This is a genomic window from Synechococcus sp. OH2 (genome assembly GCF_047462155.1).
Lineage (GTDB): Bacteria > Cyanobacteriota > Cyanobacteriia > Thermostichales > Thermostichaceae > Thermostichus.
In genome coordinates, this window is the sequence record NZ_JANSIR010000110.1 from 24,578 (window position 1) to 36,587 (window position 12,010).

General features: G+C 60.3%; 10 protein-coding genes. 7 read left to right on the top strand and 3 right to left on the bottom strand.

Features of this window, described 5'->3' with window-relative positions; genetic code table 11:
- From NW835_RS11515 to cobN, 3 genes are all read left to right on the top strand, one after another.
- Positions 1-288: gamma-glutamyl-gamma-aminobutyrate hydrolase family protein (locus NW835_RS11515; RefSeq protein ID WP_414415346.1), on the top strand; the 288-nt coding region annotated here is incomplete at its 5' end.
- Positions 289-389: 101 nt separating this feature from the next.
- Positions 390-1,577, top strand: coding sequence for an SBBP repeat-containing protein (locus NW835_RS11520; protein ID WP_414415347.1), 1,188 nt, complete (start codon positions 390-392; stop codon positions 1,575-1,577).
- Between the two features lie 312 nt (positions 1,578-1,889).
- Positions 1,890-4,100, top strand: a complete 2,211-nt coding sequence (gene cobN / locus NW835_RS11525; RefSeq protein WP_414415348.1) for a cobaltochelatase subunit CobN — start codon at positions 1,890-1,892, stop codon at positions 4,098-4,100.
- Positions 4,101-4,218: 118 nt separating this feature from the next.
- Here the strand turns inward: cobN and NW835_RS11530 are convergent, their stop codons facing one another.
- Together NW835_RS11530 and NW835_RS11535 are read right to left on the bottom strand one after the other, a co-directional pair.
- Entirely contained in the window at positions 4,219-4,539 is a 321-nt protein-coding gene (locus tag NW835_RS11530; RefSeq protein ID WP_414415349.1) for an RNA recognition motif domain-containing protein, read from the bottom strand.
- Between the two features lie 237 nt (positions 4,540-4,776).
- A complete protein-coding gene (locus NW835_RS11535) occupies positions 4,777-7,515 on the bottom strand; it encodes a valine--tRNA ligase (RefSeq protein WP_414415350.1) in 2,739 nt (912 codons plus the stop codon).
- Positions 7,516-7,697: 182 nt separating this feature from the next.
- Here NW835_RS11535 and NW835_RS11540 point away from each other — a divergent pair, with 182 nt between their 5' ends.
- A complete protein-coding gene (locus NW835_RS11540) occupies positions 7,698-8,120 on the top strand; it encodes a heavy metal-responsive transcriptional regulator (protein WP_414415351.1) in 423 nt (140 codons plus the stop codon).
- Positions 8,121-8,164: 44 nt separating this feature from the next.
- Positions 8,165-8,602: a putative iron-sulfur cluster-binding metallochaperone gene (locus NW835_RS11545; RefSeq protein WP_414415352.1), complete on the top strand. Its 438-nt coding sequence runs from the start codon at positions 8,165-8,167 to the stop codon at positions 8,600-8,602.
- Between the two features lie 142 nt (positions 8,603-8,744).
- On the opposite strand, the gene NW835_RS11550 is transcribed toward NW835_RS11545, so the two are convergent.
- Positions 8,745-9,566: a phosphatidate cytidylyltransferase gene (locus NW835_RS11550; protein ID WP_414415353.1), complete on the bottom strand. Its 822-nt coding sequence runs from the start codon at positions 9,564-9,566 to the stop codon at positions 8,745-8,747.
- 291 nt (positions 9,567-9,857) lie between these two features.
- Here NW835_RS11550 and pdhA point away from each other — a divergent pair, with 291 nt between their 5' ends.
- Positions 9,858-10,859 (top strand): pyruvate dehydrogenase (acetyl-transferring) E1 component subunit alpha, encoded by a 1,002-nt coding sequence (gene pdhA, locus NW835_RS11555; protein WP_414415354.1) that lies wholly within the window; start codon positions 9,858-9,860, stop codon positions 10,857-10,859.
- 257 nt (positions 10,860-11,116) lie between these two features.
- Positions 11,117-12,010: NADH-quinone oxidoreductase subunit M (locus NW835_RS11560; RefSeq protein ID WP_414415355.1), on the top strand; the 894-nt coding region annotated here is incomplete at its 3' end.

Genomic DNA, 12,010 nt, shown 5'->3' on the forward strand with positions numbered 1-12,010 from the left:
ACCCGCCTGCAGCAAATTGTCGGCGTCGACGCAATCTCCGTAGTCTCTTGGCACCACCAGGCTGTTTGGGGGGTGCCGGCGGGCTGGCGTTTGGCTGCCTGTTCTCCCGACGAGCTCATCGAGGCCATCGAGCACGAAACCCATCCCTGGGCTATTGCCGTGCAGTGGCACCCCGAGTTCACCTTTGAAGAGGCTGAGCATTTTCGCCTGTTTCAGGCCTTTGTGCAGGCAGCGCTGCAGTTTTCGCCGCGCCTGGCCAGCCCTGAAGCAATGCCTCAGGTTGCCTAGGGATCCTGTGCTGCTGCTGGAGAAGAGGCGGGGGCTTATCCCTCGCGATAGCCGGGGAGAGCCCTTGCTATGCTTTGCCCAGTGCCCCCAAAAGAGGGCCTATGAGCAGGAGACAGGCACTGGCTAGAGCAGTTCTGGGTGTCTTAGCTTTTTTCGGTTTAGGTTTTGGCTGTAGTCCCAGCCCTTGGCTGCGTCAGTTTGGCACCCCTTCCTCTGACGAGGCTCGCGCCATCGCAATTGATGGAAAGGGAAATATTTGGGTGGCGGGGGTAACGGAGGGAAGCTTTTTGGGCCAAAGCTCGGCAGGGGGTGGCGATGGTTTCTTGCGCAAGTACAATGCCTGGGGCCGAGAGCTCTGGACACGGCAGTTGGGCACCCCTGCTTTAGACGAAGTTGTGGCGGTGGCAGTGGACAGGAGAGGGAACACCTGGGTGGCAGGAGTGACCTACGGCGCTTTCCCTGGCTACAGCAATGCCGGCGCAAAAGACATCTTCCTGCGTAAGCACGATCCCCAGGGTCGGGAGCTCTGGACGCAGCAGTTGGGCGGTGCTGAGCCTGACCAGGTCACTGCCATTGCCGTGGATGGCAAGGGCAATGTCTGGGTAGCCGGAAATAGCGGAGGCAAGAGCTTTGTGCGCCAATACAACGCTGACGGCAAACCCCTCTGGGTTCGCGAGCTAGGGGCCCAGGTCACTGCCCTGGCCGCCGATGGGGCAGGAAATCTCTGGATAACCGGATTCGTCCGCGACCGCACAAGGGCTGGCGGCTTTGTTGGCCAGTATGATCCCAGCGGCAACCAGGTTTGGCTGCGCCAGTTTTTCAACAAAGGGGGCGACGGCACTCTTGCCATCGCTGTGGGAGAGGAGGGAAATGTTTGGGTGGCGGGCTATACCCAAGAGGCTCCTGCTGGCCAGGCCTTGCTCCAGGGGTACAGTGTCTTTGTGCGGCAGTATGATCCCTACGGCAACGAGCTCTGGAGCCGCCAATGGGACGGCGCGCAAGGGGAGCGCCCTCTGGCCATTGCCGTGGATAGGCTCGGAAGGGTCTGGGTGGCAGGATCCACCCAGGGGATCCCTGCAAGTCGCAGCGATGCCTTTGTCCGCCTCTACGATACCAACGGCGGCGAGCTCTGGCGCCACCAGTTCGGCAGCGCCGACTTCGACTGGATCCAGGCCATGGCGCTAGACCAAGAGGGCACCCTCGGGGTGGTAGGTGTAACCTGGGGATCCCTCGCCGGAGAGCCCCATGCTGGTCTGAAAGATGTCTTTGTGCTCAAGTACGGCCGTTAGATTGACACCCCCACCGCCTCAAGGCGTAGGGTTCTCACGTAGTTCAAACAGGCGCTGTCAAGACGCCTCTAGACAGTCCCCTCAGGAAAAGCCCTGCTCGCGTCAGCAGGACGGCGTCCTCTCGCGTCTCGGACGCCTGCACCAGTCGGTTTTTTTCACCGTGATTAGCTGCTGGCCTGGGAACGGTACGCCTTTTCGGCAAGTATACCCTTGGCAATTACGAGCTTTTCCGCTCCCCACGCAAGTGCGGGGCTACCAAGCTATCCTTCTGTGTAGTCTCAAGGAGATGGCGGGGCGCCTGGCGCTGGCTCTATGCACCGGATAGCTGCTTTGCCGGGGGGATGGGATCCTTCCCAAGGTGGGGTCATTTTCCTGGAGCAGGATCCTGCGCCCATCGTTGTCCTGTCGGCAGCCGACACGGATCTGACAGCCTTGAGCGCAGCCATGCGCTTGGTGCCGGCTGATTTCCCGGCGGTGCGGGCGGCTAACCTCTTGCAGTTGCAACAGCCTCTCAGCATCGACGACTACGCCGAGAAGGTGTTGCGGCAAGCTCAGGTGGTGCTCCTGCGCCTGTTGGGGGGAAGGGCCTACTGGAGCTATGGTCTGGAGGTGGCCAAAGAGGTAGCGGCAGCAGCGGGAGCCACCCTGATTGTGATCCCTGGGGATGACCGCCCCGATTGGGATTTGGTTAGCCACTCCACCGTGCCCCTGACAGTGGCAGACCGGGTGTGGCAGTACTGGCTGGAAGGAGGGGCAGCCAATGTGGCGGCTTGCTTGAAATTCTTGGCCAGGGAGTTTCTGGGACAGGAGTACGCCGTGCCAGAGCCGCAGGTGCTGCCCCGGCTGGGGATCTACCATCCCCCCCTATCCCCCCTCAGGGATCCCCACGCCCCCAAGGTAGGGATCCTGCTCTACCGGGCCCATGTTTTGGCGGGGAATACGCAGCCAATAGATGCCCTGGCCAACGCCCTGCAGGAGCGGGGGTTGCAGCCGCTGTGTCTGTACACCTATGGCCTGCAGGAACCGGACTTGCCGCAGGCCATCCGGGAGCACTTCGGCGGCCAAATTGAACTTTTGTTGAACACCACCAGCTTTTCCCTGGCCCGCCTGGAGAGCGAGCAGCCCGATGTCCGTCTCTGGCAGGAGCTGGATGTGCCGGTTGTGCAGGTGGTCTTGAGCAGTGGGTCGCGGGAGCGCTGGGAGAACTCCACTCGGGGCTTGGGGGCGCGGGATCTGGCCATGAACGTGGTGCTGCCGGAGGTGGACGGCCGCATCCTCAGCCGCGCCATCTCGTTCAAGACGGTTCAACAGTGGGATCCCCGCCTGCAGACGGAGATCATGGCCTATGAGGCTGTGCCGGATCGGGTGGCGTTTGTGGCCGAGCTGGCGGCCAACTGGGTAAAGCTGCGGCGCACTCCTGCCAATCAGCGCCGTCTAGCCTTGATTTTGGCCAACTACCCCAGCCGGGATGGACGGCTGGCCAATGGGGTAGGGTTGGATACACCGGCAAGCTGCGTGGAGATCCTCAAGGCCCTGGCGGAAGCCGACTACCGCGCCTGTCCACTGCCCCAGAGCGGAGATGAGCTCATCCGCTGGCTAACCCAGGGCCAAACCTATGATCCGCTGGGATCCCTACGCCCGGCGCGGCAGGTGCTGCCGGCTGCCCTCTATCGGGAGTGGTTTGCCCAGTTGCCTGCCGCTGTCCAAGAGGATCTAGTGCGGCAGTGGGGGGATCCGCCCGCCCACGACATCCCCATTGTCGGCCTGCAGTTGGAGCAGGTTTTTGTCGGCCTCCAGCCGCCGCGAGGCTACGACCAGGATCCTGCTTTGAACTACCATGCCCCGGATCTGGCGCCGCCCCACGAGTACCTGGCCTTTTACCTGTGGCTGCGGCAAGTGTTTGGCGTGCAGGCGGTGGTGCATGTGGGCAAGCACGGCAACCTGGAGTGGCTGCCTGGCAAGGGATCCGCCCTTTCGGCCACCTGCTACCCAGAAATAGCCTTGGGGCCTCTGCCCCACTTCTACCCCTTCATCGTCAACGATCCTGGCGAGGGATCCCAGGCCAAGCGGCGGGCTCAGGCTGTCATCCTCGACCACCTCACCCCGCCCTTAACCCGTGCCGAGCTCTACGGGCCCTTGGCGGAACTAGAGCGGCTGATGGACGAGTACTACGAGGCCCAGCAGATGGATCCTGGGCGCTGCCCGCTGATCCGCGCCCAGATCCAGGAGCTTGCCTGCCGAGAGCACCTCGACCTGCAGTTCAACCTGGATAAGGAAGAAGACTGGGGCCGCCTCGATGGCTACCTCTGCGAGCTCAAGGAATCCCAGATCCGGGATGGACTGCACATCTTTGGCTGCACCCCCACTGGCGAGCAACTGGTGGATCTCCTGCTGGCCCTGGCCCGCTACCCGGGCTCTGGCCAGTTGGGCCTTACGCAGGCCATCGCCCGCGACTGGGGCTGGGACTGGGATCCCCTAGCTGCCGACCTCACGGATCCCTGGCCGGACAAACCGCCGGCCTAAAAGTCGCTACCGAATTGCAAGGGAAAGCTCGCCGCCTCAATCCCTAGCCCCCCTCTCCCTCTGGGAGAGGGGCCGGGGGTGAGGGGCAAACTCAAACCGAGAAGCCTCAGCAGGCGTTTTAATAGCGAGATTGGAAGTTGCGCCGCCGCTCGCCGCCGTTGGGGTTACCAGAGCGGAAGCCTGAGGTGGGGCGTTCTTCTCGCGGACGAGCCTTGTTGACCTTAAGGTCGCGGCCCATCCATTCTGCGCCATCCAGAGCGGCAATAGCAGCCTGCTCTTCGGCCTCAGAACTCATTTCCACAAACCCAAAACCACGGATGCGACCCGTCTCCCGGTCGGTGGGGATCTGCACCCGCTTCACCGAACCGTACTCGGCAAAAACAGCGGTCAAATCCGCTTCTGTCACCTTAAAGGAAAGGTTACCTACATAAATTGACATCGACGATCTCCGAAAGAGAGAGGAACAAAGGGCGAGATATTCGGAGAGCCGTCTGCCAATACAAAACGTGAAAACCCGTCAAGATCAGAAGAACCGAACGCTACAACCGACATCTATCTCGAATTAACTTTCATCATAACACAGAGATGGGGGATGGCCACTCCCATTGCACAAAAATAGCCGGTGCTATTCGACTGCCTAGGTCAAGAGCCCCAAAGGAGAGTGCTCCCCGTTGCCCTAGCCCAGCTTTTCCAGGCGGGCTTGCAAAAGCTGCATCTGGGCCTCCAGCTCTGCCAGTTGCTCGCGGCTGGCCTGCACCACTTCCGGGTTGGCCCGACTGAGGAAATTGGGGTTCTCCAGGCGGGCGCGGATCCCTTGCGCCTCTTTTTCCAGCTTGGCCAGATCTTTTTGCACTTTAGCCTGCAGCGCCTCCACATCCACCAGCCCCGTCAAGGGCACCAGCACCTGCACCGTGCCCACTACGGCAGCCGCCACCTGCTTGGGTTCCCTGGCCAGGGATCCCGTAATTTCTAGGGACTCGGCCTTGGCCAGATCACGGATGTAGGCTTGAGCGGCGGTGAGGATCCGCTGCTCGTCGGGATCCTCGGTAACCAGCAGAGCCGTGATGGTTTGATGGGGCTTAAGGCCAGCCTCTGCCCGCAGGTTGCGCAGGCTGCTGATGGTCTGGATCACCAGGCCGAACTCCCGCTCCAGTTGCGGGTTAATCCAGCTAGGGTCAGGGGCGGGATAGGGCTGGACGGAGATGGAGGTGGCTTGGTTGGCCTGGGTGAGGAGGTGCCAGACTTCTTCGGTGACGTGGGGCATCCAGGGGTGCAGCAGCCGGAGGATGGTCTCCAGCACAGTGGCCAACACCTGCTGTGCCGTGCGCTTGGAGGTTGGGTCTTCTCCCCGCAGCCGCGGCTTGACCAGCTCGATGTACCAGTCGCAGAAGTCATCCCAAATCAGGGAATACAAGAGCCGCGCCCCCTCGCCCAGGCCGTAGGCTTCCAGCTCTTCGATAACCTGGGTGGCCGTGGAGTGCAGCCGCGACAGGATCCAGCGATCGGCCAGCTCCAGCGCCTCCGGAGCCGGGGATCCCAGTTGGGCGGGGGTCTGCTCCTCCAGGTTCAGGAGCACAAAGCGGGAGGCGTTCCAGATCTTGTTGGCAAAGTTGCGGGCCGCCTCCACGCTGGCGCTCTCGCCAGTCTTGCGGTCGTAGGCCAGGCGGATATCCTGCCCTGCCCCCACCACTTCTTTAACCAAAGCGTAGCGCAGGGCGTCGGTGCCGTATTTGTCCAAGAGCTCGATGGGATCGATGCCGTTGCCCTTGGACTTGGACATTTTTGCCCCGTGCTCGTCCCGCACCAGGCCGTTGATGTAGACATCTTTGAAGGGGATCTGGCCGGTAAACTGCACTCCCATCATGGCCATGCGGGCCACCCAGAAGAAGATGATGTCGAAGCCCGTGGACATGAGGGAGGTGGGGTAGTAGCGCTTGAAGTCCTCCGTCTCCTCCGGCCAGCCCAGTGTGGAAAAAGGCCACAGAGCGGAGCTAAACCAGGTGTCCAACACATCGGGATCCCGCTCCAGCCGCTCGAGGGCCGGGCCAAACTTCTCCCGTGCCTTCGCCCAGGCCTCTTCAGCATTGCGGGCCACCACAAAAGCCTGGGGATCCTCAGGGATCTGGCCGTCGATGACGGGGTACCAGGCCGGGATCTGGTGCCCCCACCACAGTTGCCGCGAGATGCACCAGGGGCGCAGCTTCTCCAGCCAGCCCGTGTAAACCTTGGTCCAGCGCTCCGGGATAAAGCGGGGGTTGTGGTGCTCCCGCTCCTCCTGCAGGCAGCGGGCCGCCATGCCGGAAACATCGCAAAACCACTGAATGGAGAGCAGCGGCTCAATGGGCACACCCCCGCGGTCGCTGTAGGGCACGCTGTGGGTGTACTCCTCCACCTTCTCCAGCAGACCGTGCTCGGCAAACCACTGCACCACCCTCTCGCGGGCCACAAAGCGATCTAGACCAGTGAAGGGATCCCCGTTCTCGTTGAGGGTGCCGTCCTTGTTGAGAATGTTGATCAAGGGCAACTGGTGGCGCCGGCCCATCTCAAAGTCGTTGGGATCGTGGGCTGGGGTAACTTTGACACACCCAGAGCCAAAGGAGGGATCCACGTACTCGTCGGCAATGATGGGGATCAGGCGCTCCTTGATGGGCAGCCGCACGAACTGGCCAATGAGATGGCGGTAGCGCTCGTCTTGGGGGTGGACCGCCACGGCTGTATCCCCCAGCATTGTCTCGGGGCGGGTGGTGGCCACCACCAGGTACTGGCTGGGATCCGCAGCCAGGGGATAGCGGAAATGCCAGAGGTGGCCCTTGACCTCTTTGTTGTCCACCTCGATGTCGGAGACGGCCGACTGGGTGGCCGGACACCAGTTGACCAAATACTCGCCCCGGTAAATTAGCCCTGCTTCGTAGAGGCGGACAAAGGCTTCCGTAACTGCCCGGCTCAGCCCCTCATCGAGAGTAAAGCGATCCCGCGTCCAGTCCAGTGACAAGCCCAGGCGCCGTAGTTGGCTTTTGATGGTGCCCTGGGATTGCTCCTTCCAAGCCCAGGCCCGCTCCAGAAAAGCCTCGCGGCCCAGGTCAAAGCGGCTCTTGCCCTCCTGGCGCAGTTGGTTTTCCAGGATGGTGTGCACGGCAATGCTGGCATGATCCGTACCGGGCAGCCAGAGGACGTTGTAGCCGCGCATGCGCTTGTAGCGCACCACCACATCCGGCAGGGTAAAGGCAAAGGCATGGCCCATGTGGAGGCTGCCCGTGACGTTGGGCGGGGGCAGCACCATGCTGAAGGCTTCTCCCGGCGCCTTGGGATCCGCCACATAAAACCCCTTTTCCTCCCAAAAACGCTGCCACTTCGGCTCGGTTGCAAAGGGGTTGTACTGGCTGGGCAGGGGGGCAAGGGCAGGTGCAGCAGTCATGCCGAATCTAGGCCAGGGCTTCTCGAAGAACTACCCTAATAGGTTAGCAGGCTTACTTCAGCCTGACGGGCTCTTGCGGCTCTCTTTGCCGGGGTGGGCCTTGCGGGGATCCCTCTTGACCTTGTAGTTAGCTATAGGGTTTAGGCTAGGAGAGCTGCTGGAGAGAGGGTATAGAACCGGGCATGACTGAACTGCTGCGGGTGGGTCAGGTAGCCGAGAAGTTGGGCATCAGTCCCCAAACCCTCTACTTCTACGAGCGCCTGGGGCTCATTCCCAAACCGCGCAGGACGGAGGGGGGCTATCGCCTCTACGGGGAGCCTGAGCTGGAGCGGCTGGCTTTTATTGCCCGTGCCAAGGCTTTGGGACTTACCCTGGCCGAGATCAAAGAACTGCTCTTGCTTCAGGAAAACGGGCAAGCTCTGCCCTGCTGGCAGGTGTACGTAAAGCTAACGGAAAAACTCAGACAAATCGATAAGTCAATTGCCCATCTGCAGGAACTCAAAGGGGAGCTATCGACACTTATTGAACAGCGTCAACAGAAATTTTCTGAACAAGAGAAAAGTTCCTCTTGCACTATCTTCCAACAACAGCTCGATAACCCATGACAAGAGAACCCCTTGCACCATTTTCTGCTAATGCTTGGCAGCCCTTGTGTCCAAGGAGCGGGGAGCAAGGGATCCCGGTTCAACTGATTACCCTGAAGAGCCTGCTGTGCCCTCGAGCTTTGGCACAACTGGATGCGGACAGCAGCTACGCGTTTTGCCGGGATCCCATTTGTCCTGTTGTTTATTTTTCTAAGCAAGGTCAAAGCTTTGGGGTTGACGACCTCAAGGTGCCAGTCTTTCAAAAAGAAAGTGGCGAGGACGTACCCGTCTGCTACTGTTTTGCATGGACGCGCCGGCGCATTCGGCAGGAGCTGCAGGGATCCACAACGCCCCAGGCCATTCTTGCCGAGATTGCCGCCCACATCAAAGCCAGGCGCTGTGGCTGCCAGGTCAACAACCCCCAGGGGTTTTGCTGTCTGGAAAATGTCAGGCAGGTCATCTTAGAAGTGCAGCAAGAGAAAGTTGGGGAACGAGATAGCTGAAGAGCCAAAAGACCAGAGATTTCTCCGTTTCAAGGGTAGCTTTGGTCGTACCGTTCCTACGAGGATTGCGCACAGATTGTCCAACCTTCTAAAGGCAAACTTATGTCTAGAATCTTCTCGGCTGGGGTGGGAATTATCGCAATTATCGGCTGAAATAGGCGTTGAGCCATTCCAGGCATTCCATAAAGTAAAACACCAACGGCGCGGTAAAGACATAGCTATCGCCCCGATCCAAAATGCCGCCGTGGCCGGGGATGAGATCCCCGGAGTCTTTGACACCGGCATCCCGCTTCATCAGCGATTCCGTTAGGTCGCCCAACAGGCTCGTTAGCCCAATCAAAAACCCCAGCACGCTGCCGCTCCACCAGCGCCAGGGCCAGTTCAGGTAGTAGGCTCCGGCCATGGCCAGGGCCATGCTGGCTGCGATCCCGGCCACCGCCCCTTCCACCGTCTTCTTGGGGCTGAGGAGGGAGAGCTTGGTGCGCCCAAAGGCCCGCCCACAGAGGTAGGCCGCTACATCGGCAGCAATGACACAGCCAATAGCCAACAGCGTAATCCACAGCCCTTCGCCAAGTCCTTGGGAAAAAGACAAAGCCCTGACGCGGATCCAGAAGCTGGGCAACAGCGCGCAGTAAAACAATCCCAAAATCGAGGTGGCAATGTCGGCGATGGTGGCCAGCTTGGGCTTAAAAAGCAGATAAAAGCAGATCACAGAACCGGCCACGATAAAAGCAGGGCTGGTCCACTCCGGCTTAACCTGCTGCGAAATCACCAGCACCTGGCTGGAAAACATGGTGGTGCGCATGGCCGGTGCATTGCCCTTGGCCTGCACCAAGCGAAAGAACTCCAGTTGCGCCAGAAAAATAATCAGCCCAATGGCTGCCGTGAAGTACCAGCCCCCTAGCAGGGTGACCGTCAGGGCAAATAGCACCGCCGCAAAACCGCTAACCCAACGGACTCCCATAGGCGCACCCCGTTATCTTGGCCGGCCCTTCAGCTTCCAGGAGAAGATCCCCCCTAGAAAAAGCCTTTGCCAGGATACCTGCTCTTGCAGTATTCGCCTCAGCGGGACGGAGTTCTGACTTCGATGCGGCTGCTGCAATGGCAATGCCTCCTGCCTTAATCTTTCAGTCTACCCCCCTTCCTCCAGAACTGGGATCCACCTCGATCTCCCCCTCAGCGGGATTGCAAGTGCCCCCAAGCGTGGGATAATTAAAAGACCGCAAAAATGGGTTACCCTCAATCACTTTCCCGCATGGTTCAGGAACTTACCCCTCCCGTGGCTAGTGCTCGCATCTCTGCCGAAGAGGCCCGCATGCTCTACGAAGACATGGTGTTGGGCCGCCTGTTTGAGGACAAGTGCGCCGAAATGTACTACAAGGGCAAGATGTTTGGCTTTGTGCACCTGTACAACGGGCAGGAGGCGGTGTCCACGGGGGTGATCAAGGCGCTCAAGCCCACCGACTACGTCTGCAGCACCTACCGGGATCACGTGCATGCCCTCAGCACCGGGATTCCCCCCCGAGCAGTAATGGCGGAGCTCTTTGGCAAAGCCACCGGCTGCAGCAAGGGACGAGGTGGCTCCATGCATCTCTTTTCGGCGGAGCACAACTTTTTGGGGGGCTACGCCTTTGTGGCCGAGGGGATCCCGGTGGCCACAGGGGCGGCCTTTTCGGCCAAGTACCGCGGCACCGACCAGGTGACAGCCTGCTTCTTTGGGGATGGAGCCTGCAACAACGGCCAGTTCTACGAGTGTCTCAACATGGCCGCCCTCTGGAAGTTGCCCATCCTCTATGTGGTGGAAAACAACTTCTGGGCTATCGGCATGGCCCACAAACGGGCCACTTCGGTAACCGACATCTACCTCAAGGGCCCTGCCTTTGGCATGCCCGGCTACCAAGTAGACGGCATGGACGTGCTGGCGGTGCGGGAGGCTGCCCAACAAGCTATTGCCCGGGCCCGCGCCGGCGAAGGCCCCACCCTGCTGGAGTGCATCACCTATCGTTTCCGGGGCCATTCCCTCGCCGATCCTGACGAGCTGCGCAGCCCGGAAGAAAAAGAATTCTGGCGGCAGCGGGATCCCATTAAGCAACTGGAGCGCTACGCCCTCGAACACAACTTGATGACTGAGGCGGACTTCCAGGCCATTCAGGAAAAGGTGAGCGCCGTGATTGAGGATGCCGTCCTTTTCGCGCTGGAAAGTCCTGAGCCTACCTTGGACGAGTTGCACCGCTTCGTTTTCGCCGAAGACGAGTAGATCCTGCCTAGTTCCCAGGTGTCGAGGGAGTGCGGGAGCCGAGACCTGGCTTGGCCAGCCAGGTTCTCTCGCCAACTCTGACGGACTTTCCACCCAGGCCGCCGTTGCCGCTCTCTTGGCGATCCTCGATGCTTAGCATCAGAGAAACCTTCTCCAGATCTGCGCTATTGCGCAGATTTTTTTGTAAAAATCGCTTTCCATTTGTTTACATAGCTTCATATCATTAGTATGTTGAGCATAAGTACTTATTCCCGGCCATGAGTAATTCCCTTGAGTTTCCCTGGCTGTCGGCCCTGGTGCTCCTGCCGCTGCTGGCAGCCTTTGGGATCCCTCTGCTCCCCCAGAGCCGCTGGGCGCGTTGGTATGCCCTGGCGGTGGGGGCTTCGGATTTGGGCCTGATGGTCTATGTTTTCGGGCGGCATTACAACCTGCAGGATTTCTCACTGCAACTGGCAGAACGCTACGCCTGGGTACCCCAAATTGGTCTGCACTGGTCGCTGGCGGTGGATGGCCTGTCCTTCCCGCTGGTGTTGCTCTCGGGCTTGATTACGACTTTGGCGATGGTGGCGGCTTGGGAGGTGGCTGACAAGCCGCGCCTGTTTTTCTTCCTGCTGCTAATGATGTACGGCGCCCAGGTGGGTGTGTTCTTGGCGCAGGATCTGCTGCTTTTCTTCTTGATGTGGGAGATCGAGCTGGTGCCCGTTTATCTTCTCATCTCCATTTGGGGTGGGCCGCAACGCCAGTATGCTGCCACCAAGTTCCTCCTCTACACCGCTGCCGCCTCTATTTTTATTCTGGTGGGATCCCTAGCGATGGCCTTCTACGGCGAGGGCTTCAGCCTGGAGATGGCAGAGCTGGGTGCAAAATCCTACCCGCTGGCCCTGCAGGTCTTGGCGTATGCAGCTTTCCTGATTGCCTTTGGGGTGAAGCTGCCCATTTTTCCGTTTCACACCTGGCTGCCGGATGCCCATAGCGAAGCCTCGGCGCCCATTTCGATGATCTTGGCCGGGGTGCTGCTCAAGATGGGGGGCTACGGCCTCATCCGCCTGAACGTGGGCATGCTGTCGGAAGCCCATGTGTCCTTTGCCCCGGTGCTGGCGGTGTTGGGCACAGTAAACATCATCTACGGGGCGCTGGGGGCTTTGGGGCAA

Coding starts and splice junctions, on each gene's coding strand:
- NW835_RS11520 (WP_414415347.1), top strand. CDS start 390: ATGAGCAGGAGACAGGCACTGGCTAGAGCAGTTCTGGGTGTCTTAGCT.
- cobN (WP_414415348.1), top strand. CDS start 1,890: ATGCACCGGATAGCTGCTTTGCCGGGGGGATGGGATCCTTCCCAAGGT.
- NW835_RS11530 (WP_414415349.1), bottom strand. CDS start 4,539: ATGTCAATTTATGTAGGTAACCTTTCCTTTAAGGTGACAGAAGCGGAT.
- NW835_RS11535 (WP_414415350.1), bottom strand. CDS start 7,515: ATGACTGCTGCACCTGCCCTTGCCCCCCTGCCCAGCCAGTACAACCCC.
- NW835_RS11540 (WP_414415351.1), top strand. CDS start 7,698: ATGACTGAACTGCTGCGGGTGGGTCAGGTAGCCGAGAAGTTGGGCATC.
- NW835_RS11550 (WP_414415353.1), bottom strand. CDS start 9,566: ATGGGAGTCCGTTGGGTTAGCGGTTTTGCGGCGGTGCTATTTGCCCTG.
- pdhA (WP_414415354.1), top strand. CDS start 9,858: ATGGTTCAGGAACTTACCCCTCCCGTGGCTAGTGCTCGCATCTCTGCC.